This is a genomic window from Streptomyces amakusaensis (assembly GCF_039532665.1).
Lineage (GTDB): Bacteria > Actinomycetota > Actinomycetes > Streptomycetales > Streptomycetaceae > Streptomyces > Streptomyces amakusaensis.
In genome coordinates, this window is sequence record NZ_BAAASB010000006.1 from 114,418 (window position 1) to 140,119 (window position 25,702).

25 protein-coding genes and 2 tRNA genes are annotated in these 25,702 nt (G+C 69.8%); 14 read left to right on the plus strand and 13 right to left on the minus strand.

All coding sequences use genetic code 11. The annotated features are described in order from the left end of the window. Positions 1-73: 73 nt before the first annotated feature. Complete coding sequence (locus ABD371_RS12615; RefSeq protein WP_190121233.1) at positions 74-622, minus strand: helix-turn-helix domain-containing protein; 549 nt, start codon at positions 620-622, stop codon at positions 74-76. A 178-nt stretch (positions 623-800) separates the two neighbouring features. Between ABD371_RS12615 and ABD371_RS12620 the strand changes: the two genes are divergently transcribed. Further along, a tRNA-Ala gene (locus tag ABD371_RS12620) sits at positions 801-876 on the plus strand. 69 nt (positions 877-945) lie between these two features. Here ABD371_RS12620 and ABD371_RS12625 read toward each other — a convergent pair. Both ABD371_RS12625 and ABD371_RS12630 read right to left on the minus strand, forming a co-directional pair. Further along, a complete protein-coding gene (locus tag ABD371_RS12625) occupies positions 946-1,461 on the minus strand; it encodes a hypothetical protein (RefSeq protein ID WP_344476022.1) in 516 nt (171 codons plus the stop codon). A gap of 18 nt (positions 1,462-1,479) precedes the next feature. Beyond that, positions 1,480-2,013, minus strand: coding sequence for a GNAT family N-acetyltransferase (locus ABD371_RS12630; RefSeq protein ID WP_344476024.1), 534 nt, complete (start codon positions 2,011-2,013; stop codon positions 1,480-1,482). Between the two features lie 186 nt (positions 2,014-2,199). Here ABD371_RS12630 and ABD371_RS12635 point away from each other — a divergent pair, with 186 nt between their 5' ends. From ABD371_RS12635 to ABD371_RS12645, 3 genes are read left to right on the plus strand one after another with little or no spacing between them, the layout of a single operon-like run. Beyond that, positions 2,200-3,105 carry an alpha/beta hydrolase gene (locus ABD371_RS12635; RefSeq protein ID WP_381733738.1) on the plus strand — a complete coding sequence of 302 codons (906 nt, stop codon included), beginning with the start codon at positions 2,200-2,202 and terminating at the stop codon, positions 3,103-3,105. A gap of 56 nt (positions 3,106-3,161) precedes the next feature. Then, positions 3,162-3,827, plus strand: coding sequence for an RNA polymerase sigma factor (locus ABD371_RS12640; RefSeq protein ID WP_344476026.1), 666 nt, complete (start codon positions 3,162-3,164; stop codon positions 3,825-3,827). Then, positions 3,824-4,945, plus strand: coding sequence for a CU044_5270 family protein (locus tag ABD371_RS12645; protein ID WP_344476028.1), 1,122 nt, complete (start codon positions 3,824-3,826; stop codon positions 4,943-4,945). Before ABD371_RS12640 ends, ABD371_RS12645 begins: the two co-directional genes overlap by 4 nt. A gap of 102 nt (positions 4,946-5,047) precedes the next feature. On the opposite strand, the gene ABD371_RS12650 is transcribed toward ABD371_RS12645, so the two are convergent. Next, positions 5,048-6,949: a protein-arginine deiminase domain-containing protein gene (locus ABD371_RS12650; protein WP_381733780.1), complete on the minus strand. Its 1,902-nt coding sequence runs from the start codon at positions 6,947-6,949 to the stop codon at positions 5,048-5,050. Between the two features lie 349 nt (positions 6,950-7,298). Between ABD371_RS12650 and ABD371_RS35855 the strand changes: the two genes are divergently transcribed. Then, positions 7,299-7,976, plus strand: coding sequence for a DUF6344 domain-containing protein (locus ABD371_RS35855; protein ID WP_381733734.1), 678 nt, complete (start codon positions 7,299-7,301; stop codon positions 7,974-7,976). Positions 7,977-8,100: 124 nt separating this feature from the next. Here ABD371_RS35855 and ABD371_RS12660 read toward each other — a convergent pair whose 3' ends face one another. Continuing rightward, entirely contained in the window at positions 8,101-8,799 is a 699-nt protein-coding gene (locus ABD371_RS12660; protein WP_344476032.1) for a DUF5324 family protein, read from the minus strand. 279 nt (positions 8,800-9,078) lie between these two features. Between ABD371_RS12660 and ABD371_RS12665 the strand changes: the two genes are divergently transcribed. Next, positions 9,079-9,612, plus strand: a complete 534-nt coding sequence (locus ABD371_RS12665) for a peptidylprolyl isomerase (RefSeq protein ID WP_344476034.1) — start codon at positions 9,079-9,081, stop codon at positions 9,610-9,612. A 135-nt stretch (positions 9,613-9,747) separates the two neighbouring features. Then, positions 9,748-10,653, plus strand: a complete 906-nt coding sequence (locus ABD371_RS12670; protein ID WP_344476036.1) for a rhomboid family intramembrane serine protease — start codon at positions 9,748-9,750, stop codon at positions 10,651-10,653. 322 nt (positions 10,654-10,975) lie between these two features. Here the strand turns inward: ABD371_RS12670 and crgA are convergent, their stop codons facing one another. Further along, positions 10,976-11,233: a cell division protein CrgA gene (gene crgA / locus ABD371_RS12675; protein WP_190121225.1), complete on the minus strand. Its 258-nt coding sequence runs from the start codon at positions 11,231-11,233 to the stop codon at positions 10,976-10,978. Between the two features lie 143 nt (positions 11,234-11,376). Between crgA and ABD371_RS12680 the strand changes: the two genes are divergently transcribed. The 6 genes from ABD371_RS12680 (at position 11,377) to ABD371_RS12705 (ending at position 15,609) form a co-directional block, all read left to right on the plus strand. Beyond that, positions 11,377-12,144, plus strand: coding sequence for a DUF881 domain-containing protein (locus ABD371_RS12680; RefSeq protein WP_344476039.1), 768 nt, complete (start codon positions 11,377-11,379; stop codon positions 12,142-12,144). 27 nt (positions 12,145-12,171) lie between these two features. Then, a complete protein-coding gene (locus tag ABD371_RS12685) occupies positions 12,172-12,990 on the plus strand; it encodes a class E sortase (protein ID WP_344476041.1) in 819 nt (272 codons plus the stop codon). A 74-nt stretch (positions 12,991-13,064) separates the two neighbouring features. Beyond that, the gene (locus ABD371_RS12690) at positions 13,065-13,268 is read left to right on the plus strand and encodes a hypothetical protein (RefSeq protein WP_344476043.1); all 204 of its coding nucleotides are present in this window, start codon (positions 13,065-13,067) and stop codon (positions 13,266-13,268) included. Beyond that, entirely contained in the window at positions 13,265-13,915 is a 651-nt protein-coding gene (locus ABD371_RS12695; protein ID WP_344476045.1) for an aminodeoxychorismate/anthranilate synthase component II, read from the plus strand. Before ABD371_RS12690 ends, ABD371_RS12695 begins: the two co-directional genes overlap by 4 nt. Further along, on the plus strand, positions 13,822-14,877 hold the full coding sequence (locus ABD371_RS12700) for a class E sortase (RefSeq protein WP_344476545.1): 1,056 nt from the start codon (positions 13,822-13,824) through the stop codon (positions 14,875-14,877). Before ABD371_RS12695 ends, ABD371_RS12700 begins: the two co-directional genes overlap by 94 nt. 36 nt (positions 14,878-14,913) lie before the next feature. Continuing rightward, a complete protein-coding gene (locus ABD371_RS12705; RefSeq protein WP_344476047.1) occupies positions 14,914-15,609 on the plus strand; it encodes a class E sortase in 696 nt (231 codons plus the stop codon). Positions 15,610-15,729: 120 nt separating this feature from the next. On the opposite strand, the gene pknB is transcribed toward ABD371_RS12705, so the two are convergent. From pknB to ABD371_RS12735, 6 genes are all read right to left on the minus strand, one after another. After that, positions 15,730-17,781: a Stk1 family PASTA domain-containing Ser/Thr kinase gene (gene pknB, locus ABD371_RS12710; RefSeq protein WP_344476050.1), complete on the minus strand. Its 2,052-nt coding sequence runs from the start codon at positions 17,779-17,781 to the stop codon at positions 15,730-15,732. 169 nt (positions 17,782-17,950) lie between these two features. Continuing rightward, positions 17,951-19,417 (minus strand): peptidoglycan D,D-transpeptidase FtsI family protein, encoded by a 1,467-nt coding sequence (locus ABD371_RS12715; RefSeq protein ID WP_344476053.1) that lies wholly within the window; start codon positions 19,415-19,417, stop codon positions 17,951-17,953. Then, a complete protein-coding gene (locus ABD371_RS12720; RefSeq protein WP_344476055.1) occupies positions 19,414-20,823 on the minus strand; it encodes an FtsW/RodA/SpoVE family cell cycle protein in 1,410 nt (469 codons plus the stop codon). The genes ABD371_RS12715 and ABD371_RS12720 overlap by 4 nt, the downstream gene beginning before the upstream one ends. A 25-nt stretch (positions 20,824-20,848) precedes the next feature. Then, the gene (locus ABD371_RS12725; RefSeq protein ID WP_344476057.1) at positions 20,849-22,342 is read right to left on the minus strand and encodes a PP2C family protein-serine/threonine phosphatase; all 1,494 of its coding nucleotides are present in this window, start codon (positions 22,340-22,342) and stop codon (positions 20,849-20,851) included. 129 nt (positions 22,343-22,471) lie between these two features. Beyond that, a complete protein-coding gene (locus ABD371_RS12730) occupies positions 22,472-22,984 on the minus strand; it encodes an FHA domain-containing protein FhaB/FipA (protein WP_344476059.1) in 513 nt (170 codons plus the stop codon). A gap of 10 nt (positions 22,985-22,994) precedes the next feature. Continuing rightward, positions 22,995-23,861, minus strand: coding sequence for an FHA domain-containing protein (locus ABD371_RS12735; RefSeq protein WP_344476061.1), 867 nt, complete (start codon positions 23,859-23,861; stop codon positions 22,995-22,997). A gap of 379 nt (positions 23,862-24,240) precedes the next feature. On the opposite strand from ABD371_RS12735, the gene ABD371_RS12740 reads away from it, so the two are divergent. Next, a tRNA-Leu gene (locus tag ABD371_RS12740) sits at positions 24,241-24,327 on the plus strand. 95 nt (positions 24,328-24,422) lie between these two features. Here the strand turns inward: ABD371_RS12740 and ABD371_RS12745 are convergent. Beyond that, the gene (locus ABD371_RS12745) at positions 24,423-25,691 is read right to left on the minus strand and encodes a tyrosine-type recombinase/integrase (protein ID WP_344476062.1); all 1,269 of its coding nucleotides are present in this window, start codon (positions 25,689-25,691) and stop codon (positions 24,423-24,425) included. Positions 25,692-25,702 lie beyond the last annotated feature (11 nt).

Genomic DNA, 25,702 nt, shown 5'->3' on the forward strand with positions numbered 1-25,702 from the left:
GGTGCTGCGTCCGCTCCCCGTTCCTCGTTCCTCGTGAGGCCCCGCTCCGCCCGTCTCCGGCCTCAGTTGTCTGTCAGCTCTGGTGGGACTCGTAGTGCGCCACGGCGTCCGCGGTCCGCCCGGCCCCGTACACCCGGAGGAACTCTGCCAGCTCCGGATGGGTGGGGGCGAGGGAGTCGGCGGCGTCGATGATGTCCCCCGCGGCCGCGACGGACCGCAGCAGCGACTGGATCTCCCGCACCACCCGGCGCACCGTCGGCGCGCCGGTGCTGTTGGTGGTCTGGCTGTTGGCGGTCAGCACGGATCCCCCCTGGGACTTCTTGATCTCTTCCATCCGGTCCGTCGCCTCGACGGCGCTCACACTGCCGTCGGACACCTGTCCGGCCAGCTCCTGGAGCGCCTGGACGCGCTGGACCACGGCCGGGTTGCCGATCTTCGCGCGCTGGCCGCTCATCAGCTGGGAGAGCATGGGGGCCGAGAGGCCGAGAACCGCGGCGAGACGTGCCTGGTTCAGCCCCAGGTCGTCTATCAGCCGGCGGAAGAGCGCTCCCAGGGGCTCCCCGTACCAGCTCCGCTGCAGCTCCCTGGCTCTGGCGGTCGTCTCCTGCTGAGCGGCGTCCATGCGCGTCTCCCCATCGCTTCCCCAAGCGGGCTTCGCTGCTGCGAACCACGACGAGCATCTTACGGAGAGTGGTCGCCCACCGGGAGTCCCTATCGTTTTGCAGGATCCCCGGGGTCACCCGGTACTCTTGTCTGCGGCACGAGGCGAACACATGGTGTGTTCGGCCGTGCCTGTGTGAGGGGCCTTAGCTCAGTTGGTAGAGCGCTGCCTTTGCAAGGCAGATGTCAGGAGTTCGAATCTCCTAGGCTCCACCATGAATACCCCCTCCGACCTGCGGAAACGTGGTCGGAGGGGGTATTTTTCGGTTCTCTTCCGCGCCGCGGTCAGTTGAGGGCTTCGAGCCCCGCGTCCAGGGCGAGCTGCCACATCGGCTCCGCGCCGGTGCCGAAGGCGGCGGCGAGGGTGTAGCCGAGGGCGGCCTCGTAAGGGGTGAGCCGGCGGTCCTCGGCCCAGTCGGCGGAGACCTTGCCGTCCCCGGAGGAGGTCAGGTCTCCGACGGGGGTGTCGCCGAGGGAGAGGCGGCTGCTGCCCAGGGAGACGGGGACGAGCCGGTAGCGGGCGTCTTCCTCTCCGGCGTCCACGCGGTAGGAGTGGCGGGTCAGGAAGCCCTTGGCGGGGAGCAGGGGGACGGCCGAATCGCCGATGGTCATGGTGAGACGGTCGGGGTCGCGGGTGCCGATCGGCACCTTGCTCTCCAGGGGCGTGCCGGCGGCGCGGCGTACGACGACGCTCGGTATGCCGTCCCCCTCGACGAGGAGTTCCCCGGCCGTGTGGTCGAGCCGGATGGTGACGCCGCCGAAGAACGGATCATCGGTGGGGACGTGCTCGTGAAGGTGCATCGAGGATCCCTGCCCGGCTCAGGCGTCGAATTCGGTGAGGTCGATGGTGTGGACGGTGAGGGAGTGGCCGTGGACCGGGTGCTTGGTCTCGTGGTCGAGTGACATGCCGAGCTTGTTCATGACGTTCTCGGAGGCCTCGTCGCCCAGCCGGCTGATGGCGACGACCCGGTCGAGGCCGCGGTCCTGGAGGGCGAACTCCAGTGTGGCGTGGGCGGCTTCGGAGGCGTAGCCCTGGCCCCAGAACTGCTGGCCGAGCCGCCAGCTGATCTCCACGGCGGGCAGTACCTCGGGGAGGAACTCGGGGACGGAGAGGCCGGTGAAGCCGATCAGCTCGCCCGAGGCCAGCAGCTCGACGGCGAAGAGGCCGAAGCCCTCGTCGTCCCACTCCTCCTCCCACCGCTCGATCGCCTCGGCGGTGGCTTCCGGGTCGAGGGTCGAGCCGTCGTCGATCCACCGCATGACCTCGTGGTCCGCGTTGATCTCCGCCATGGGGACGAGGTCGTCGTCGTGCCAGCGGCGGAGGAGGAGACGGGGGGTGCGGATCTCGGTCATGCCGCCCATCCTGCCGAACGGTGCGGGTTCAGCGGTAATCGCCGCCGCCGCCGTACGCTGAGGCCGGCCGCACACGATGATCCTCACCGAGGAGGAGTCCTGTCCCGTCCACCGCGCTCCCCGGCCCCGCCCCCGGCCCCGGCCCTGCCCCCGTCCGTCTCCCGCATTTCGCTGGACGCGGGCGGAGTGACGCTCTCCGCCCTGCTCGCCGAGCCGCCGGGGCCGCCGCGCGCCACCGTCCTCGCCGTGCACGGCGGGGGGATGAACGCCCATTACTTCGACGGGCGGGCCCACCCCACCCTCTCGCTGCTCACGCTCGGGGCCGGGCTGGGATACACGGTGCTCGCCGTGGACCGCCCCGGCTACGGGGCCTCCGCCGCCGCGCTGCCCGAGGGACTGGCCCTCGAAGGGCAGGCCGCCGCGCTGCGGTCGGCGCTGGACGACTTCGCGGCCCGCCGTCCCCTCGGCGCGGGCCTTTTCGTCCTCGCCCACTCCTACGGCGGCAAGGTCGCCCTGACCGCCGCCGCGCGGGGCCTCCACCCCGCGCTCCTCGGGCTGGACATCTCGGGCTGCGGCCACCGGTACGCCGCCAAGCCCGCGCGTACCGGTACGGGCAGCGGATTCGGCGGCGGCAGAGGGCTGAACTGGGGCCCGCTGGGCCTCTATCCGCTGGACACCTTCCGGCTCGCCGCCACGGCGGTGGCCGATGTCCCGGTACGCGAAGGGGCCGAGGCGGCGCGGTGGGAGGAGCGCTTCCCGGCGGTGGCCGCCGAGGTGAGGGTGCCCGTCCGGCTGACCTTCGCCGAGTACGAGGGGTGGTGGCGGCACGATCCGGAGGCGATCGCCGAACTCACCGGACTGCTCGCCGCACCACGCCTGCTGGTGGACCGTCAGCCGGGCGCGGGGCACAACATCAGCCTGGGCTGGGCGGCCCGCGCCTACCATCTGCGGGCGCTCGGCTTTCTGGAGGAGTGCCTTCAGGCCTCCGCCTCCTCCGCCTCCTCCGCCTCCTCCGCCTCCTCCGCCTCCTCTGTTTCTGCTTCTGTCCGGCAGCCGGAGCCGGAGCCGGAGCCGGAGCCGGATCCCGGGTGACCTGAATCACGGGAACTCCCCGCCACCGCCGGACAAGAGTTCACGTGGACTATTCGATGCATGCGCGAATACGCGAGGGCGATCCGGCGGTTTTCAGGGAACTGTTCGCCGCCCACGCCTCCCTGGTCTACCGGCACGCCGTGCGGACCACCGGCGACTGGACGGTCGCCGAGGACGTCGTGTCCCTCACCTTTCTGGAGGCCTGGCGACTCCGGCGCAAACTGCGCGACGAGGGGGACAGCCCCCGGCCCTGGCTGATGGGGATCGCCGTCAATGTGCTGCGCAACACGACCCGCGCGGCCCGCCGTCACCGCGCGGCCCTGGACCGGCTGCCGGCCCGTGACACCGTGCCCGACTTCGCCGACGAACTCGTCGGACGGCTCACCGACGCCGCCCAGCTCGCCGCCGCCCAACGCGCGCTGAAGCGGCTGCGCCGCGGCGACCGGGAGGTCTTCACGCTCTGCGTCTGGTCGGGCCTCGGCTACGCGGAGGCGGCCGAGGCGCTCAAGGTGCCCGTCGGCACGGTCCGCTCCCGGCTCTCCAGGGCCCGCGTCCGGCTGCGCGCGCTCGCGGCCGAGGAGCTGCGCAACCCTCCGGAGGAACTGCCGCAGGGACTGTCGCAGGGACCGGTGGAGAAAAGGATGGAACTCCGTTCCGCCCGCGGACAAGTACAGGGTGGCCGCACGGAAGCGGCCCGGTCGAACGAGGAGAAGAACCGATGAACCGCACCCCTTGGCGGCGGCCGCAGCAGCCGCTCGACCGTGCGGAGCTGTCCCGGCTGCTGCCCGCGCCCGGTGACCCGGATCTGTCGCACGACCGCCGACGACTCCTTGAGGAGCATCTGATGCAAGAGATCCAGCCGAACGCCGACGGCGTCAGGTCCGGGGCCCGGGTCCGGCCCGTCCGCCGCGCGCTGTACGTCGGTGTCCCGCTCACCGCGCTGGCCCTGGCCGGAGCGCTGCTGACCGGCGTGCTGACAAACGACGGCACGGGTACGGGCACGAGCACGGCCGGCGGCAAGGGCACGGGCGGGATCGCCGGGGCCCCCGCCACCCTCGACCTCGGCAGCACCGAGAATGTGGCATCCGTGATGTCCCGTATCTCCTCCGCCGCCGCCAAGAAGAAGGCCAAGGAGCCCCGGGAGGACCAGTACATCTACGTCAGGAGCACGGTCTCGAACCTGGCCTCCGCCGCGGACGAGGCACCCAAGGTGATCCCCCCGCACACCAGGGAGGACTGGGTGTCGCCCGACGGCGAGAAGGGCTGGTACGCGGAGGAGGGCGTCACCAAGGGCGCTTCGCTCGACTACTACGCCGAGGATCCCGACGACGTCTCCCAGGGTGAGAACTCTCCCGAGCTGGGCGAGGAGTACAAGGCGTCGCTGAACGCACCTTCGTACGACTATCTGAAGACTCTCCCCACCGACCCGGACGTCCTGCTGAAGAAGATCTACAAGGAGACGAAGGGCGCGGGAAACGGGCCGCATCAGCAGGCCTTCGTCACCATCGGCGACCTGCTGCGCGGACAGCTCGCGTCGCCGCAGGTCTCTGCCGCGCTCTACCGGACCGCGGCCAAGATCCCGGGTGTCGTCCTGGTGAACAAGGCCGAGGACGCGGCGGGCCGTGAGGGCGTCGCCGTCGCCCTGACGGACCACGAGGGCGTCAGCCGCACCGAGTGGATCTTCGACCGCACGACCTACACCCATCTCGGCGAGCGCACCGTCCAGCTCAAGGACGCCTACGGCGTCAAGGCCGGCACCGTCACCGCGCGCACCGCCGTGATGGACCGCGATGTCGTGGACTCCAAGGGCCAGCGTCCGGGCGAGGACAAGAAGAGCTGACCCGCACCCGCGAGCACGGACGCCGGTGGCCCCCCGTACCCGAAGGGCGCGGGGGGCCACCGGCCGCTTCCGGCTTGGCGGAAGCCGAAGCCGAAGCCGAGGCTAGGAGAGCTTCCACCACGGCTGAGAGGTGTCGCGCAGCGTGTTGGTGGCGCAGTGCACCTCGCCGCCGCCCAAGTGGTACGTGTAGTAGTCGTCGATGTACGCGGTCGTGAACCCGGCCTTGGCGTACGCGGCGCTCACCGCCGCGCCGAAGACGTCCCGGCCGCCGATGACCGGGCCCCACTGCTGGGCCGAGAGATAGCGCGAGTCGCTGAGCACCACGCCGTTGATCGCGCCGGGGATGTACGCGCCGGTCTCCACCGGAGCCGCCTTCGCCCGGCTCCGCTCGGTGGACCCGGTGGACTCGGTGGACCCGGCGTACGGCTTGGTCTTCGGCCCCTGGCCGAGCCGGGCGAACGCGTCGCCGCCGAGCTTGCCCAGCTTCGCGCCGGAGCCCGTGTCGTGGCGGGCGTACAGGCCCGGCACCCGGACCACCTCGGCCTCGGTGATCCCCGTCTCGGCCTTCAGTACCCGGAGGTTGGCCTTGATCCGGTCCGCCGCGAGCTTGTTGTCGGCGAGGAAGTTCTTGTTCTCCAGCATCTGGCCGATGGTCTCCTTCGGCGCGGACATGCCGAACTTGTCCGGGACGGAGAACATCTTCGCCGAGCCGTGGCCGCCCGCTCGCGCCTTCCGGAGCACTTCGAGGCCCGCGTCCGGGTCGGAGATGCCGATGCGCCAGCCGCGCTCCGTCTTCGCGGGCAGAAACTGGACGAATTCATCCACATGGCCGACGCCCAGCCATCCGGTGTCCAGCAGCAGCGGCGACTGCTCGCCCTGCGAGGAGAGGAAGGTCGTCATCGACTTCGCGGGCCGGGACTTCGTGTCCGCCCGCTCGCCCATGATGATCCGGCCCGCCGGGTACGCCTTTCCCTTGTGCCGGTAGGGCGGGATCGTCTCCAGATTCCCGGTGGAGTTCAGCGTGGCCTCCTCGCTCGGCAGCCCCTGGCCGACCTGGACCACTCCGACGTCCTTGCCGCGCAGCCGCTCGAACAGCTCACGGCCGGCCGGGCGGTCCTGGGCCGAGCGGATCATCACCCGGATGGCGTGCGCCTTGCCGTTCGGGCCGGTCATGCTCACATAGCCGGGCTCCACGAAGTCCTGCGCCCAGGGATCGTCGTACGAGACGAATTTCTTGACCGGCTTCTTGATGCCGGCGGCCCGCACCTCCCGCTCCAGGTCCTTGACGAACTTCGCCTGCTCGGGCACCAGCTCGGGCATGCCGGGTACCTCGGCGACCTGGGTGACCAGGACTTCCTGGGCCTTCTGCCGGTGATGGTGGGTCAGCACCGGGGCGGTCTTCAGCCGGACGTCGTCCTTGGCGGAGGCCGCGCCGTCGGTGATGCCGAAGCGGACCAGGATCTCGCCGTCCCAGCGGGCGGCGTCCCGGACCACATCGGTGGCCTCGATACCCAGCTCCACGCCCGAGCGCAGCTCGGCGGCGGTGAGCCGGTCGTCGGCCTTGAGGTGCTTCCACTTCCCGGCGCGCTGGACGAAGAGCCGCCCGGCGGCGCGGCCCACGATCCGTACCGTGCCGTAGGCGTCCGACGAGACCTCCGGGGCCGGCACGGTACGCAGCCGGGCCAGGTCCGCCGCGTCGCTCGCGCCGTTCACCACGGTGTCCGCCGCGTCGTGGCAGCGGGCGAGTTCCTTGTCGCCCAGCGGTTTGCCGTCGGCGGTACGGGTCGGGCAGCGCCGGGTGTCGTCGTCGATGTTCGGGAGCACCACCGCGCCCCTGAGCCGGGTCCAGGTGTTCTCGCCCGGGGTGTCGGAACCGCCCTTCACATCGACGCGGCCGTCGCGGTTGACGTCCGCCCGCAGATCGGCCTTCGGCGCGCTCGCGGTCGCGGCGGCCGTACCGGCGGTCGCGGTCGCGCCGACCGTACCGATGATCACCCCGGCCATGCCGGTCGCCAGAGCGGCGCTTCTCCACCCCTGGATGCCCACGGGTTCCTCCTCGTTCGGTGCCTCGCCCTGCTCAGAGCCCTTCGCCCTGAAAGGCGCGGTGAGGAGCCGACGGGTTGAGGAGTGCCGGGACTTTGGCCGAGGAGGTGGGGAACGGCCGAGAACCGCTCCCTTCCGTGCCGGGAGGACATACCGGAGCGAACTCCGCACGCCGGAGAGGGCCGTACGGGTGGTGTTCATCAGAAGAACTGCGTACCTGCTGCGTCGGTCCTTCGCAACTCGAGATGCATACACATCATGAGAAAGGTATGTAGATCGCCCCACCTGAAATGGAAGAAAGCGAGGGGTCATGGCCGCCGTCAAAGTCATCACGGTCAGAAGTGTCTGGACCGCCTTCATCACCGCTCTTGTCGCGGTGCTCACCTCGATCGGACTGACCGGCGCCGCCGCCGCCGTGCGCCGCTCCGCCGCCCAGGGCCCGGCCGGGCGGGAGCTGCCGGAGGCCGGTGCGGTCCTCGGGGGCCGTACGGACCACCCGGACCACACGGACCACACGGATCGGGTGGATCGGGTGGATCGCGAGGATCTCTCCGGCGGCACGGGGGCACGCGGACGCAAGGGCCGACCCGGCCGGTCCGGGCGGCCGGGCCTTCCGGACCAGCGGGATCACCGGCGCGATCGGCGCGACCGCCGGCGGGCCCGACGGGATTCCGGGGCCGGTAGGCAGGACCGCAGGGGACGCTCGGGTCGTCCCACCCCGGTGGACCGCGAGCCCTCGGCGGCTGAGCGGAAGCCGTCGGTGCCCGCGCAGACCACGCGCTGGAGCCCTGGTTCGCGTACGAGATCGCTGCCGCCGACCATCAAGCAGCGCATCAGGGCCGAGGCCCACAACGCGTCGCCGTCCGTGCGCAAGCTGCCGGCCCTGGACCCCTTGGCGCTCGACTCCGGCGCCGTCTCGATCGGCTCGCGCGCGGCCAAGGGCTCCGCTTCGGGAGCCGACCCCTCGCTGCTGACCACCGCCGCGTGATGCGCCGGGAACGCCCCGGCCCCGCGTGCGCGCCCCAGCGGCACGACGGCCGAACGCCCCGGCCCCACCACGGCGGTGCTCCGGACGCGCCCCAGCGGTACGGCGGTGAGAGACCCGCTCCCGGTCAGCGGCGCTCGTCCCGGTCTTCGGCGGCTTCCGCCTCGGCCTCGGCCTGCTTCGCCAGGACCTCGGGGGTCAGCGCCTCGGGACTGCCGTCCACGGACGAGAGGCGGTCGCGGTCGGACAGCTCGGTCGCGGCGGGCGGCTCCACCAGCCAGTCGGGGTTGGCCTGCTTGTCCCACCACTTCCAGACGGCGAAGGCCCCGCCGGCCACCACGCCGACGATCAAGAACCCCTTGCCGAACCGCGCGGCCCTCGATCGCCGCTCGTGCTTGCGCACCAGCTTGGCGATCTCCTTCGCCGTCACCTGACCACGCAGCGCGGCCAGCGCGGCCCCGGAGCGGGCCACCGCCTCCTCCCGTACGGGCTGAGCGGCGGCGACCGCCTGTTCGACGCGCGGCCTGGTGTAGTCGGCCGCCTGACGAGCGGCCTTGCGAGCCTGATGAGCCGCCCGGTGCGCGGCGTCGTCCACCTGGGGCGGCACATGCGGCGCCACATGGGCGGCGTACTGAACACGAGCCTGAGCACGGGCCCGGCGAGCGGCTTTGGAGACTTTCGGAGCGATGTGCACACGCGCCTCATGCGCGTAATGAACGGCCTGGTCCCGGGCCGTACCGGCGTAAGGCGCCACCACTTCCGCGGCGTGCAGGACGCTGTCCTTCGCCGAATCGGTCGCGGCGCGCACGCTGTCGATGCGGGTCACAGGGATCCTCCTCCTCGGTGGCGTTCCTCTGATCTGGGGCACTTCCCAGTAGCGGTGTGTTTCGCCTTTCCCCCTGCTGGCACATCATGCCCGCTGACCGCTGCCCCGGCATGCGGGACGGGCATCCGGGTCATGACGGTCATACCGCACCCCTGGTACGACGCCGTGCCCTTATACGCCTTCGCGGCTGAGACGCGGAGGTTTTTCCGTATGCGCGTGTCTTCCGTGCGAGGATCTGACGGTTCAGAACTCTGAAAAGTCTTTACGGAAGGCAGGACCGTGGCCGAGCAGCTTTACGCCACCCTGAAGACCAACCACGGCGACATCGAGGTCCGGCTGCTGCCGAACCACGCGCCCAAGACGGTCAAGAACTTCGTCGAGCTGGCCAAGGGCGAGCGCGAGTGGGTCAACCCCGAGACCGGCGTGAAGTCCACGGAGAAGCTCTACGACGGCACGGTCTTCCACCGGGTGATCAGCGGCTTCATGATCCAGGGCGGCGACCCGCTGGGGAACGGCACCGGCGGTCCGGGCTACAAGTTCGCCGACGAGTTCCACCCGGAGCTGGCCTTCACCAAGCCGTATCTGCTGGCCATGGCCAACGCGGGCCCGGGCACCAACGGCTCCCAGTTCTTCATCACCGTGTCGCCCACCACCTGGCTGACCGGGAAGCACACCATCTTCGGCGAGGTCGTCGGCGCTCCCTCCGTCAAGGTCGTGGACGAGATCGCGGCCACCGAGACCAACCCGCGCAGCGACCGCCCGCTGCGGGACGTGGTGATCGAGTCCGTGGTGATCGAGACCCGCCAGGGCTGAGTCCCGTCCGGTCCGGCGGCGGGTCTGCCGACGGGCCCGCCGGCCGGTTCTCCGGCCGGCAGGGAACAAATGCGCCCCGTCCGTCCGTCTGGATGGACGGGGCGGTGTGTTGCTTGAGGAGGATTGAGGGATCTCATGGATCAGGCGCCAGGCAGTCCGCAGGAGCCGCAGGGAGCGCGGGGCGGCCCCTCGCTGCCCAGCTGCTACCGGCATCCGGGCAGTGAGACGGGCATCAGCTGCACCCGCTGCGAGCGCCCGATCTGCCCCCAGTGCATGATCAGCGCCTCGGTGGGCTTCCAGTGTCCGGAGTGTGTGAAGACCGGTTCGGGCACGGGCCACAGCGCGTCCGCCGTCCAGCCGCGCACCATCGCGGGCGGGACCATCGCCGCCGATCCCTTCCTGGTGACCAAGATCCTGCTGGGGATCAATGTCGCGGTGTACGCCCTGGTGCTCACGCTGGGCAAGGAGTTCGTGGCCCGGACCGAGCTGATCGGGCTGGCCGTCAATCCTCATCTCGGCGAGGTCGTCGGGGTCGCCGACGGCCAGTGGTACCGGCTGCTGACCTCGGTCTTTCTCCACCAGGATCTGTCGCACATCGTCTTCAACATGCTCGGCCTGTGGTTTCTGGGCCGGATCGTGGAGCCCGCGCTCGGCCGGAGCCGCTTCCTCGCGCTCTATCTGCTCTCGGGGCTCGGCGGCAGCGCGCTCGCCTATCTGCTGGCCGCGGAGAATCAGCCCTCGCTCGGCGCGTCGGGTGCGATCTTCGGTCTGATGGGGGCCTTCGCGGTGCTGGCCCGGCGCTCGAATCTCGATATGCGGCCGGTCGCGGTGATCCTCGTGATCAGCCTGGTGCTCACCTTCGCCCGGCCGGGAATCTCCTGGCAGGGGCATATCGGCGGGCTGGTGGTGGGTGCGGTGATCGCCCTCGGCATGGTCTACGCGCCGCGTGCCCGGCGCACCCTGGTTCAGGCCGGGGTCTGCGGGGCGGTGCTGCTGGTGATCCTGGCGATGGTGGTGGCGAGAACCCTCGCCCTGAGCTGACCGCGGAGCCGGCCGCTGAGCTGGCCGCGGAGCCGACGGGCGGGCCGGTGCGGGCCCGGGGCGAAAGCTTTCCCCATGGTTGTCCACAACGGGTGGCGGATCCTGTGCAGGCTGTGCGGAACATGTGTGCCCCTTGTCGCTGAACTGGATTTTTCCAGCAGGGACAAGGGGCGGGAGACCGTCACCGAGATGGCCGCCGCAGTCACACCGGCGTCAACGTCCTGAAGGTTATCCACAGATCGTCTGACCTTTTCCCCACTGTGGACAACGCTGTGGATAACTCAGGGCAAGGCTTGACGCGCCGGGTGACGGTGTGAAGCCGCTACTTCCACTGGGTGGAGACGCCGAAGCCCGCGGCGATGAAGCCGAAGCCCACGACGATGTTCCAGTCGCCGATGGAGTCGAGCGGCAGCTTGCCCTCGGTCACATAGAAGAGAACGATCCAGGCCAGCCCGACCAGGAACAGCGCGAGCATCACCGGGGCGACCCAGCTGCGGTTGGTCAGCTTGATGGCGGTCGCCTGCCTGTTGGCGGGCGGCGGCGTGAAATCGGCCTTCTTGCGGATACGTGACTTCGGCACGAGGGACTCTCCTGTCGATGCGCTGCGTGACCGCGCAGGGAAACTGTGGCTGGCGTCCGGAGCTGGAGGCGACGGGGCCCACCGCCTCCCCCGGGCGTCCGTTAGCGTAGTGCTTCCGCGGCGCCTGAGGAGATAAGGGTACGTTGAGTAATTCCGCCAACTCCAGGCCAGGGCCGGTTCGAATCCTCAGAAGGAGAACGGGCCGGCTGCTGACGGCCGCCGTCTTCGCCCTCGCCGGGCTGATCTTCGTGACCAGTTTCAACACCGCGAGGGGCACCAATCTCCGCAGCGACGACTCCCTGCTGAAGCTCTCGGACCTGATTCAGCAGCGCAGTGCCAGAAACGGTCATCTGGACGAGTCGACGGCCACGCTCCGGGGCGAGGTGGACACGCTCGCCGACCGCGACGACGGCTCCACCCGGTCGGAGGACGAGCGCCTCGCCGCGCTGGAGAAGGCGTCCGGGACCCGGAAGGTCCGGGGCCGGGCGCTCACCGTCACCCTCGACGACGCTCCGCCGAACGCCCAGGCCGCCCCCGGATACCCCGAGCCCCAGGCCAATGACCTGGTCATTCACCAGCAGGATCTGCAAGCCGTGGTGAACGCGCTGTGGAAGGGCGGGGCCGAGGGGATCCAGGTCATGGACCAGCGGCTGATCTCCACCAGCGCCGTGCGCTGCGTCGGCAACACGCTGATCCTCCAGGGCCGGGTCTACTCGCCCCCGTACAAGGTCACCGCGATCGGGGACCAGGGCCGGCTGGAGAAGGCGCTGGAGGAGTCCACCGCGCTCCAGAACTATCAGCTGTATGTGAAGGCCTACGGGCTCGGCTGGAAAGTCGACGAGCGCGACGCGGTGACTCTTCCCGGCTACTCGGGCACAGTGGATCTGCACTATGCGAAGCCCGTGGAGTAGCGCCTGAGTCAGGCTGGGGGCGGTTCGGTGTCGGTGCGGCTGATCGTCAGGGTCTTCAGCGAGCTGTGCGTCACGGCCGGCACGGTGATCGTGCTGTTCGCCGGGTACGCGGTGTTCTGGACCGGAGTGACGTCGGCGGACGCCGCCGAGGGGGAGATGGACCGGCTGCGGGCGCACTGGTCCCAGGAGCGGACCGGCTCCCCGGCCCCGGCCTCCCCCGCCGCCCCGGTCTCCGAAGAGCCCGCGATCACGGCGGAACCGGATACTCCGGACGCTCCGGCCGCCGTCGGGACCCCGGCCGCGCCCGTGCCGCCCTCCCGGGCGCCGACGGCAGGGAGGGCCGGCCCGCCGCCCCGTACCCCCTCCCGGCCGCCGGCGTACCGCGACGGACGGTCCTTCGCCGTGATGCACATCCCCCGCTTCGGCCGCGACTGGGAGTGGCCGGTCCTCGAAGGCACCCGGACGGACACCCTCCGCAGAGGCCTCGGCCACTACGCGGGCACCGCCGCCCTCGGCGCGCCGGGGAACTTCGCGGTCGCCGGGCACCGGCGCACCCACGGCGACCCCTTCAAGGACTTCCCCCGGCTCCGCGCCGGGGACGCGATCGTCCTGACGGACGGGAGGACCTGGTTCACCTACCGGGTGGCGAAGCGGGCCCTGCGGACGGTTCCGACCGACATCGGGGTGATCGACCCCGTACCCGAGAAGTCCGGCTTCGGCCGTCCCGGGCGCTATCTGACGCTGACCACCTGCGAGCCGGAGTGGGGCAGCAGCCACCGTCTGATCGTCTGGGCCCGGCTGGCCGCCACCCGGCCGGTGACCGGCGGCCGGGACCCGTCCGGGTAGCGAGTTTCCACAGCCGACCCGCCGGACCGCCCCGACCCTTAGTCTGGAGCGGTACCGAACGGAAAGGGACGGCAATGTACGGCTGGATCTGGCGGCATCTGCCGGGCAACGCGTGGGTGCGGGCGTTCATCTCGCTCGTGCTGGTCCTCGGGGCCGTCTATGTGCTGTTCCAGTACGTCTTCCCGTGGGCGGAGCCACTGCTTCCGTTCGGTGATGTGACGGTCGACGGAGCGAGCGCCGACACCGGCGCCGGTGGGGAACGAGGAGCCGCCCGATGAGCGCACGCATTCTGGTCGTCGACAACTACGACAGCTTTGTCTTCAACCTCGTCCAGTACCTCTACCAGCTCGGCGCCGAGTGCGAGGTCGTGCGGAACGACGAGGTGGCCCTCTCCCACGCCCAGGACGGCTTCGACGGCGTCCTGCTCTCCCCCGGGCCCGGCGCTCCCGAGCAGGCCGGGATCTGCGTCGACATGGTGCGCCACTGCGCCGACACCGGGGTGCCCGTCTTCGGGGTCTGTCTCGGCATGCAGTCGATGGCGGTGGCGTACGGCGGCGTGGTGGACCGCGCCCCCGAGCTGCTGCACGGCAAGACCTCCCCGGTCAGCCACGAGGGCAAGGGCGTCTTCTCCCGGCTGCCCTCGCCGTTCAGAGCGACCCGCTACCACTCGCTCGCCGCCGAGCCCGCGCGGCTCCCGGCCGAGCTGGAGGTCACGGCGTGGACGGCGGACGGCATCATCATGGGGCTGCGCCACCGTGATCTGCCCGTCGAGGGAGTGCAGTTCCACCCCGAGTCGGTCCTCACCGAGTACGGGCATCTGATGCTCGCCAACTGGCTCGAACAGTGCGGCGACAGCGGGGCGGTGGCCCGTTCGGAGGGGCTCGCCCCAGTGGTGGGCAAGGCTGTGGCCAAGGCTCTGGTGTGACCGCCGGGCGGGCCGGGGAGAGTTACGACCCCATGGCCGGGTACGGAGAATCGTCCGCCGGGTACGGAGAGCCTCCCGCCGGGCAGGGGCGGGCCGAGCGGCGGAGAGCCGCCAGGGGCCGGGGCCGCAAGCGCCTGCCGCCCCCCGCCGCCGCCCGGCCCCCTGCCGGACCGCCGCCCTCGCCGTACGGCCCGCCGAACGCCTTCGGGGGCCAGGAGGGCCCCGGGGGCCACGAGCCCCCAGGACGGCCGCTGACCCGGGTCGAGGCCCGCCGCGCGGCCAAGGCCGCCAAGGAGAGCCCGGCCGTGCTCGCCAGCCGCGCCATGGGCGAGCTGTTCATCACCTTCGGCGTGCTGATGCTGCTCTTCGTCACCTATCAGCTCTGGTGGACCAACATCCGCGCGGGGCAGGAGGTCGACAAGGAGACCAACAAGATCCAGGAAGCCTGGGCGGACGGCCGCAAACCGGACGCCTTCGCCCCCGGCCAGGGCTTCGCCATCATGCACATCCCCAAGCTGGATGTCGTCGTCCCCGTCGCCGCCAGCGTCAACAGCGAGAAGGTGCTCGACCGGGGCATGGTGGGCCACTACAACGAGGGCCGGCTCAAGACCGCGCTCCCCTCCGCGAAGACGGGCAACTTCGCGGTCGCGGGCCACCGCAACACCCACGGCGAGCCCTTCCGGTACATCAACCGCCTCAAGCCGGGTGACCCGATCGTGGTCGAGACCCAAGACACGTACTACACGTACACGATGGCCAGCATCCTCCAGCAGACCCCGCCGTCCAATGTCCAGGTGATCAGCCCCGTACCGCCCGGCTCCGGCTTCACCGAGCCCGGCCGGTACATCACCCTCACCACCTGTACGCCCGAATTCACCAGTACGTACCGGATGATCGTCTGGGGCAAGATGGTCGAGGAACGGCCGCGCAGCAAGGGCAAACCGGATGCGCTCGTAAGCTGAGGACTTCGATCCTGGGCCAGGACGGGAAGAGAAGCAGTGTCACGTGCGCGCAGCCGGATCGCCGGCGTCATCAGTGTCTTCGGTGAGCTGCTGATCACCGTTGGTGTGGTGCTGGGGCTCTTCGTCGTCTACTCGCTGTGGTGGACGAATGTCCTCGCCGACCGTGAGTCGTCCCGGCAGGGCGATCTGATGCGCGAGGGCTGGAAGGACGGCCGGGGCGGCGGGGCCGCCGGTCCCGGCTCGCTCGACACCCGGGACGGCATCGGCTTCCTCCACGTACCCGCCATGAAGAACGGCGAGGTGCTGGTGAAGAAGGGCACCGACCCCAAGAAGCTCAACGACGGCATCGCGGGCTACTACACCAAGCCGGTCAAGTCGGCGCTCCCCTGGGACGCCAGGGGCAACTTCACCCTGGCGGCGCACCGCGACGGCCACGGGGCGAAGTTCCACAACATCCACAAGGTGAAGAACGGCGACCCGATCGTCTTCGAGACCCGGGACACCTGGTACGTCTACAAGGTCTACAAGTCGCTGCCGGAGACGTCCAAGTACAACGTCGATGTGATCGATCCGGTGCCGAAGGAGTCGGGGAAGACCAAGGCGGGCCGGTACATCACCCTGACGACCTGCACCCCCGTCTTCACCTCCGACTACCGCTACATCGTCTGGGGCGAGCTGGTGCGCGAGGTCAAGGTCGACAAGGACCGCTCCAAGCCGGCGGAGCTGCGCTGATCCGGCCCTCTCCCGCAGCCGCACAGTGAGAAGCCCCGGCCGCCCTTTCCAGGGCCGCCGGGGCTTCTCACTGTGCCGCCGTCACGGGTGAGGCGGTGGCCGTCTCACCGAGGGGGTCCATCAGCCTCCTATGCCGCCGATGAACCCGCCCTCCTCGCCGTCGCCGTCACCTTCGCTGCCGCCGTTGTCACCGCCGCCGTTCTGGTTGTCGCCGCCGCCGTTGTTCCCGTCGCCATTGCCGTTGCCCCCGCCGAAGTCGGCGGTCGTCACCTTGATCCGCTGATTCGGGGCGACCTGGCTGCCGGGCCCGGGGTCCTGCGCGATGACGCGGGCGGCGTCGTCGGCCGGGCCCGTGATGTCGCCGATCTGGAGACCGGACTGCGCCAGCAGCTGCTTGGCGTCCCCGAGGGTCGCGCCCACCAGGCTGGGAACCTGAGCGGTCTGCTCCGGGCCCTTGGAGACCCTGAGCGTGACCGTGCTGTTCTTGGCCGCCTTGGTGTCCCCGTCCGGGGTCTGGCTGAGGACCTCGTCCTTGGGCTTCTCGGAGTCCACGTACTCGGTGTTCACCTGGAAGCCGGCCGCCGACACCTGGGTCTGCGCCGAGGACAGCTGGTTGCCGACGACCGGGGGCACGGTCTGGAGCGACTGCGTGGCCACCGTGATGGTGACCTTGGTCCCCTTGTCGGCCATGCTGTTCTGCGCCGGATTCTGGCTCATCACCGTGCCGGGGTCGGCCTGGGAGGACTCGACCTCCTTGACCTCCACCTCGAACCCCTTGCGCTCCAGCGCGTCCTCGGCGTTGTCCCTGGACTTCTCGGTGACGTCCGGGACCTCGACCTGCGGCGCGCCCTCGGAGAGCACATAGGTGATGGTGTCGCCCTGCGTGATCGTGCCATCGGCCGGGGTCTGGCTACAGATATCGCCCTTGGGCTGGTCGCAGCGCTCCCGGCCGGCCTCGGCCAGCTTGATGCCCGCGTTCGCGGCGTCCTCCTCGGCCTCCTTGACGGTCAGGCCCACGATCGACGGCACCGCCATCTCACCGGGATCGGGCTTGTCGCCGAAGACATACCGGGCGATCAGGATCGCGCCGACCAGCACCAGGATGCCCGAGACCACCAGCAGGACCGTGGAAGTGCTGGACTTGCGCTGGCGGCGGCGGCCCCGGCCGTCGTCATAGCCGCCGAAGCCCCCGTCGTCGGGGTTCATCGGCGGCAGCATCGAGGTCTGGGCGGCGGCCGGGTCGGGGTGGCGCAGCGCGTGGCCCGGCTGCTCCTCCGGCGGGTAGCCGTAGCCCGAGGTGCCCATCGCCATCGCCGCGGTGGCCGCGACCGGCTGGCCGTCGAGGCAGGCCTCGATGTCCGCGCGCATCTCGTCCGCCGACTGATAGCGGTAGTCGGGGTCCTTGACCAGCGCCTTCAGGACGATGGCGTCCATCTCGGGGGTGATCTCGGGGTCGAAGTTCGACGGAGTCTGCGGCTCCTCGCGCACATGCTGATACGCCACCGCCACCGGCGAGTCGCCGATGAACGGCGGGCGCACGGTGAGGAGTTCGTAGAGCAGACAGCCGGTGGAGTACAGGTCGGAGCGCGCGTCGACCTGCTCGCCCTTGGCCTGCTCGGGGGAGAGGTACTGGGCGGTGCCGATGACCGCGGAGGTCTGGGTCATCGTCATCCCGGCGTCGCCCATGGCGCGCGCGATGCCGAAGTCCATCACCTTGACCTGGCCGGTCCGCGTCAGCATGACGTTGGCCGGCTTGATGTCACGGTGGACGATGTTGTTGCGGTGCGAGTACTCCAGCGCCTGGAGGATGCCGATCGTCATCTCCAGCGTGCGCTCGGGGAGCAGCTTCCGTCCGGAGTGCAGCAGCTCTCTGAGCGTGGAGCCGTCGACGTACTCCATCACGATGTACGGGATGGAGACCCCGTCGACGTAGTCCTCGCCGGTGTCGTAGACCGCGACGATCGCCGGATGGTTGAGCGAGGCGGCCGACTGGGCCTCACGGCGGAACCGGGCCTGGAAGGACGGATCACGGGCGAGGTCGGCCCGCAGCGTCTTCACGGCGACGGTGCGGCCGAGCCGGGTGTCGTGGGCGAGGTAGACCTCCGCCATGCCACCGCGGCCGAGCACCGATCCCAGTTCGTACCGCCCGCCGAGGCGACGCGGCTCTTCCATAGCTGTTCCAGCCCTCTCCGTCAGTCCCCACCGCACCCTGAGTGTGGTCCGGCGGTGTGCTGTTCGCGACTACGCTACCGGCCGCCCACCACCCGATCGGTCCGTGACCGTCAGCTGATACCTGACCGGTATCGCAATGTGCGGGTATGGAGGTCAGGGGTGAGCCGAGTCACTCCTTGCCGTCCAGTACCGCCTGCATCACATCCTTGGCGACCGGGGCGGCCAGTCCGCCGCCGGAGATGTCGTCACGGGCGGTGCCGCCGGCGTCCTCGACGATCACGGCGACCGCGACCTGGGACCCGTCGCCGGTCTTGGCGTACGAGATGAACCAGGCGTACGGCCGCTTGCTGTTGTTCGCGCCGTGCTGCGCGGTACCGGTCTTGCCGCCGACCTTGACGCCGCCGCCGATCTGGGCGCGCTTGCCGCTGCCGCTCTCGACCACGTTCTCCATCATCTGCTGGACGAGCTGGGCCGTCTCCGGGGAGATCGGGCGGCTCATCTCCTCGGGCTCGGTCTTCTCGATCACATCGAGGTCCGGCGACTCCAGCTGGTCGACCATGTACGGCTTCATCAGCTTGCCGTCATTGGCGATGGCCGAGGTGACCATGGCCATCTGGAGGGGGGTGGTGGCGGTGTTGAACTGGCCGATCGCGGAGAGCGAGTTCTCGGAGCGCTCCATCTCCTTGTCGTAGACCGACTCGGAGACCCGGACCGGGGTGAACAGCTCGGGGTCGTTGAAGCCGAACTTCTCGGCCGTCTCCAGCATCTTCTCCCGGCCGACGTCGTCGGCGAGCTTGGCGAAGACGGAGTTGCAGGAGATCTCCAGGGCCTTCTTCAGGCTGACGTTCTCGCACCCGGTGACGAGGTTCGTCATCGGGGTGCGGGTGTTCGGCAGGATGTACGGCTCGGGCGTGTCGGTCGGCTCGTCGACGCTCTTCACCGCGCCGTGCTCCAGGGCGGCGGCGGCGGTGAGGACCTTGAAGGTGGAGCCGGGGGGATAGATCTCGCGCAGCGCCCGGTTGAGCGTCGGCTTGTTCTTGTCCTTGTCCAGCGCGTTCCACGCCTTCTCGTCCTTCGCCGCGTACCCGGCGAAGGAGGCGGGGTCGTACGAGGGGGTCGAGGCGAGCGCCAGGATCTTCCCGGTCTTCGGCTCGATGGCCGCGACCGCGCCCTTCTTCTTGCCGAGGCCCTTCCAGGCGGCCTTCTGGGCGGCGCCGTTCAGGGTGGTGACGACATTGCCGCCCTTCTTCTTGTCGCCGGTGAACATCGCCATCGTGCGGTCGAAGAAGAGCTGGTCGGAGTTGCCCGAGAGGATGCCGTCCTGGAGCTTCTCCAGCTGGTTGGCGTCGAAGGCCTGCGAGGCGTACCCGGTCACCGGGGCCCACATGGGGCCGTCGACATAGGTCCGCTTGAAGACGAAGTCGGTGTCGTCCGTCTTGACGGAGCCGGTGATGGGCTTGCCGTCCACGATGATGTTGCCGCGCTCGCTGGCGTACCGGTCGATCTGGATCCGGCGGTTGCGGTCGTTCTCGTTGAGATCGTCGGCCTCGACGTACTGGAGCCAGTTGGTGCGCACCAGCAGGGCGAGAATCAGGATTCCGCAGAAGATCGCGATCCGGCGCAGGGGCTTGTTCACGGTCGGACCACCTGGGTCATCTCGGCGTCGGGGGACGGGGCGGGCGCGGGCGCGGGCCGGCGCGCGGTGTCGCTGATACGGATCAGAATGGCGATCAGCGCCCAGTTGGCGATCACCGATGAACCGCCGGCCGCGACGAACGGCATCGTCATGCCGGTCAGCGGGATCAGGCCCATCACACCGCCGGCGACCACGAAGACCTGGATCGCGAAGGCCCCGGAGAGACCGACCGCGAGCAGCTTGCCGAAGGGGTCGCGGGCCGCGAGCGCGGTGCGCACACCGCGCTCCACGATCAGGCCGTAGATCATCAGGAACGCCATCATCCCGGCGAGGCCGAACTCCTCGCCGACGGTGGAGAGGATGAAGTCGGAGTTGGCGGCGAAGCCGATCAGGTCCGAGTTGCCCTGGCCCAGACCGGTGCCCAGGGTTCCGCCGGCGCCGAAGGACATCAGCGCCTGGCCGATCTGGTCGCTCTGCCGCCAGGTCTCATCGGCGAAGGGGTTCAGCCAGAACTGCACGCGCTGCTGGACGTGCGGTTCGAAGGTGGCGACCCCGACCGCGCCGGCCGCCGACATCAGCAGGCCGAAGATGATCCAGCTGGTCCGCTCGGTGGCGACGTACAGCATGATCACGAAGAGGCCGAAGAACAGCAGCGAGGTGCCGAGGTCGGTCTCGAAGACGAGGATGAGGATCGACATCGCCCAGACCACCAGGATCGGGCCGAGGTCGCGTCCGCGCGGCAGATACAGGCCCATCACCCGGCGGCTGGCGAGTGCCAGGGCGTCCCGCTTCACCATCAGATAGCCGGAGAAGAAGATCGCGATGATGATTTTCGCGAACTCGCCGGGCTGGAGGTTGATCGGGCCGAGGCTGATCCAGATCTTCGCGCCGTTGCGGGCGGGGAAGAACATCGGCAGCACCAGCAGGATCAGCGAGGCGGCCATCGAGATGTAGGTGTACCGCTGAAGGATCCGGTGGTCCTTGAGGACCAGCAGCACGGCGACGAAGAGCGCGATGCCGATCGCCGAGTACAGCATCTGCTTGGGCGCGTCGGGGGAGAACGACCCCCATCTGTACTCGGCGCGCTGGATCAGCCGCTGTGACTGGTCCAGCCGCCAGATCAGGACCAGCCCGAGTCCGTTGAGCAGCACCGCGAGGGGCAGCAGCAGCGGGTCGGCGTACTTGGCGAACTTCCGCACCACCAGATGCGCCACGGCGGCCAGGAGCCCGAGCCCCAGTCCGTAGCCGAGGACTCCGGTCGGCAGCTTGCCGTCGAGGGCGAGCCCCACATTGATGTACGCGAAGACCGGGACGGCGACCGCGAAGGCGAGCATCATCAGCTCGGTGTTGCGGCGGCTCGGTGCCTCGATCGCGCCGATCGTGGTGGTGTTGGTGACAACGCTCATGGTGGAGAAGGCCCCCTACGGCTGATTACTGCTTACCGCAGTTCGAGGCCAGCTTCTGCTCGTCCTCCGAGAGGGTGGGGCCCGGAGTAGGAGAGGGAGAGGCAGCGGTCGGCTTCTTCTTGTCTTTCGGTACGGCGGGGGCGGCGGCGACTCCCCCGGCCTCGCCCTCGCCGGGCGGCGGGGCGCTCGCGCGGTCGGCGGCGTCGCGGCGCTGCTCGTCCTTCTTGCACGCGGAGGCCTGGGCGGCCAGCTCGCCGACCTTGGCCCGCGCCTTGCCCAGGCTCTTCTGCGTGATCGTGGCCTCCACCTGCTTGCGCTGGTAGGGCGGGAGGTACTTGAGTTCGATCTCGGGGTGGCTCTTCTCGACCTTGGAGAGCGAGATCCACGCCAGATCCTGGCTGATGCCCTGGTAGAGGGCGACGTGCCCGTCCTTGGTGCCGACGTAGTACTGGGTCTGCGTCCAGCGGTAGCCGCCGTACAGACCGCCGCCGACGACCGCGAGGGCGAGCACGAGGAAGAAGGATCTCTTCAGCCACTTGCGTCCGCCGCCGGGCTTGGTGAAGTCCTCGTCGTCGTAGGAGTCGAAGCCGCCCTCGGGGGGCATTCCGCCGTAGCCCTCGCCGCTTCCGGGCGGGCCGAAGCCGCCGTTCTGCGGGGGTACGGGACGGCCCAGGCCGGCCGCGCGGCCCGCCGGGGTCTGCATCGCGCCGCCGTCGTTCAGCTGAAGCTGGTTCTCGGCGACCGCGCCCACCACGACCGGGGTGTCGCTGAGCTGCCCGGCCAGATTGTCATGGGCGTCGGTGTCGAACACATCGGCGACGATGCAGGTGATGTTGTCGGGTCCGCCGCCGCGCAGGGCGAGCTGGATCAGGTCCTGGATCGTCTCCTGCGGGCCCTGATAGCCCGCGAGGGTCTCCTCCATCGTCTGGTGGGAGACCACTCCGGAGAGCCCGTCCGAGCAGATCAGATACCGGTCGCCGGCGCGGACCTCGCGGATCGAGAGATCGGGCTCGACATGGTCGCCGCTGCCCAGCGCGCGCATCAGCAGCGAGCGCTGCGGATGGGTGGTGGCCTCTTCCTCGGTGATCCGGCCCTCGTCCACCAGCCGCTGCACCCAGGTGTGGTCCTGGGTGATCTGGGTGAGCACCCCGTCGCGCAGCAGATACGCGCGGGAGTCGCCGACATGCACCAGACCGAGCCGCTGGCCGGTCCAGAGCAGGGCGGTGAGCGTGGTGCCCATGCCTTCGAGCTGCGGATCCTCCTCGACCATCAGCCGGAGCTGGTCGTTGGCGCGCTGCACGGCGGTGCCGAGCGAGGTGAGGATGTCCGAGCCGGGCACATCGTCGTCGAGCTGGACGAGGGTGGAGATGACCTCCGATGAGGCGACCTCGCCCGCCGCCTGACCGCCCATGCCGTCGGCGATGGCGAGCAGCCGGGGCCCGGCGTAGCCGGAGTCCTCATTGCCCTCGCGGATCATGCCCTTGTGCGATCCGGCGGCGAAGCGCAGGGACAGACTCATGCGCACCTCGCCCGTCGGCTCGGGGTACAGCCGGTCTCGCGCCACACTGCCCACCCTCCGGTCGGGAGCCCGTCCCGGTCCGCTGTCGGGACCGCTGCGGCTCGCTCGCTCCGCTCGCTCATTGTCTTACTACTTCCGCAGCTCGATGACGGTCTTGCCGATGCGGATCGGCGCGCCGAGCGGAATCGGTGTCGGTGCGGTGAGCCGGGTCCGGTCGAGATATGTGCCGTTGGTGGACCCGAGATCCTCGACGATCCACTGGCCGTCACGGTCCGGATAGATCCTGGCATGCCTGCTGGACGCGTAGTCGTCGTCCAGCACGATGGTGGAGTCGTGTGCGCGGCCCAGGGTGATCGTCTGGCCCTGGAGCGCCACGGTGGTGCCGGTGAGGGTGCCCTCGGACACCACCAGCTTGGTGGGTGCCCCGCGCCGCTGGCGGCTGCCGGACTGCTGCCGCTGCGGTGGTGGCGCGGCGGGTTGGCGAGTCTGCTGGGGACGCTGGTCCGCGCCGCGGCGTGAACCGCGCTGCGTGACCCGCGTACCGAACAGATCGCTGCGAATGACCTGGACGGCCACGATGACGAACAGCCACAGAACGGCTAGGAAACCCAGCCGCATGACCGTCAGGGTCAGCTCTGACATTGCCCCCGCTTCACCCTTCGGCTTGCCGGTAAACGATGGTGGTGCTGCCCACGACGATCCGCGAGCCGTCGCGGAGCGTAGCGCGGGTGGTGTGCTGCCCGTCCACCACGATGCCGTTGGTGGACCCGAGATCCTGGATCGTGGAGGGCGTTCCGGTCCGGATCTCACAGTGCCGGCGCGATACGCCGGGGTCGTCGATCCGCACATCGGCGTCGGTGCTGCGGCCCAGCACCAGCGTCGGGCGGGAGATCTGATGGCGGGTGCCGTTGATCTCGATCCAGCGCCGCACCTGGGCGCCCGGCAGCGGGCCGGGACCCGTCGCCGGACCTCGGTCCGGCACGGCGGAGAGACCGGGCCTGCCGCCGGGCGGCGGGCCGGACGGCATCGGGGGCGCGGTCGCGGGCGGCGGATAGCCGTAGCCTCCGCGCGCTCCCTGGCCGCTCGACTCGGGACGGCCGCCCGCCTCGGGGCCCTGGGGGCCCGCGCCGGGCGTCTGCGAGGTGCTCGACGCGAGGGTGCGGCTGCGCACCCGGTAGAGCCCGGTGTCGAGGTCGTCGGCCTTCTCCAGATGGACCTTGATGGAGCCCATGAAGGTGTAGCGCTGCTGCTTGGCGTAGTCGCGCACCAGGCCCGCCAGCTCGTCGCCGAGCTGTCCGGAGTAGGGGCTCAGACGCTCGAAGTCGGGCGCGCTCAGCTCGACGATGAAGTCGTTGGGGACGACGGTCCGCTCGCGGTTCCAGATCGTCGCGTTGTTGTCGCACTCGCGCTGGAGGGCGCCGGCGATCTCGACGGGCTGGACCTCGGACTTGAACACCTTGGCGAAGGTGCCGTTGACCAGGCCTTCGAGACGCTGCTCAAAACGCTTCAGGACTCCCATCGGGCACCTCCTCCGTTGTTGCCGTCCTGATACTGCTTACTGATCGTATCCACGCGTCGGGAAATCGGCTGGTTCCCCTTGTCTGCCCCGTCGATGAGTGTCACCTCTCACACGGATCGTAGAGGCGGCCTCATGACAGTGTCCCGCACCCGGCGGGAGCCCGGCAGGCGCGGGTGCGGGCCACCGGACGCGCCGCCGCCCGCGCCGGTGCGCCCGCCCTGTTCCCGGGTCTGTTCCCGCCTCTGTTTCTCCCGTCTGTTCGCCGGCCGGGGCCGGCAAACAAACGGATGTGATTCCACCCTGTCCAGCGTGCTAATCTTCTCGATGTCGCCAGGAGAACACGCCGGACCGGCGGGTAAACCCAACGACAACACCCAATGCGCGGGTGGCGGAATAGGCAGACGCGCTGGATTCAGGTTCCAGTGCCCGAAAGGGCGTGGGGGTTCAACTCCCCCCTCGCGCACCAAGAGAGACCCCAGTTCACCTGGGGTTTTTCTGCTTTTCAGGGGTCGGCGTGGCCAACTGCGTGACCAACCCATCCCAATCTTTGCTGGTCAGTGGTCAGACCAGCTTGGCCAGTCCGACCCGGCTGGCGTTGTTCGCTGCCAGCTTCCGGGCCCCGTCCTTCCGGCTGTGCCCGTACCGGGCCATCGTGTAGCCGGGCGAGTGGTGCCGGACGTTCGCGGACACCTCCACGGGGTTCTGCCCCGCCTCCAGAGCGTTGGTCACCTGGCTGTGGCGCAGGTCATGGATGCGGAAGTCCTCCGGGAGTCGAAGGCGGGTACGAAGCCTGCGCCATCGGGCCGACACCTTCTCGGGGTCCTGGGCTCCCCCCGCCCGGCTCTCCTTCCGAAGCCGGTGACCGTCGCGGGCGAAGACCAAGTCATGGTCGTTCCAGCCGGTACCCATGCGCTCCGCTTCCGCCTGCTGGTACTCCCGCTGGCGCTTGAGCGCGTTCATCAGGGACTGATCGACGTAGATGAGCGCGTTGTCGTCGCCGTCCTTGGTGAGCCGTCGCAGCCGGAAGGTGTTGCCCTCCTCCACCACGACCCACTCAAGTTCGATGGCGCACTGGTCCCACCGGATCAGGGACCACTTCATCCCCAGAGCCTCACTGCGCCGGACGCCGGTCACGGCGATCGTGGTCCAGAGGACCGCGTCCCGCAGGCAGTGGTGCAGGGGCCCGCACCGACGCCCGCCGCACGGCTCCCAGACCGCTGCCAGGAAGCGGGAGGTCTGGTCGTCGTCCAGCGTCGGGTACCGGTTCTCTTGCGCCCGGATCTGCCGGGCGGTCGGCGGGTGCGCGGTCGTGGCCGGGTTGCTCGGTATCAGCTTGGGCACCGCCGCGCCGAGCGCGCCCGACAGGATGTTGTGGACGTGCCGCACGCTCTTGGCACCGAGAGGCTTGCCCTGGTTCGACGGACACGGCTGGGTTTCCAGAAGCCGGTAGAGATCATCGAGCGTGTCATCGGTCACCTCGCACAGCTTCACGTCTCCGATGTGCGGCTTGATGTGCAGCCGGATCTTGGTCTCGTACCCGGCCATGGTCGTCCCCTCCTTTCGATGGTTGCTCATCCACTTGTCGAGCCACGCGCTCAGCTTCATGTCCGACCGGGCGGGAGCCTTGCCCGCCTCGTGGTCGTTGTGCCACTTGCGCAGCGCCCGTTCCGCCTCGGTCTTGTTCTTGTACTCCCGGCCGATCCAGTAGCGCCCCCTCTTCCCGGTGGCCTTGTTCAAGTGCAGGGGCGTACGAACGCCCCAGGTGTTCGGTCTCCCCTTGCGCGGGATCTCCACCGGAGTCCCGCCGAGTCCGTTGCCTCGCTTCGTCACCCGGCTACTCC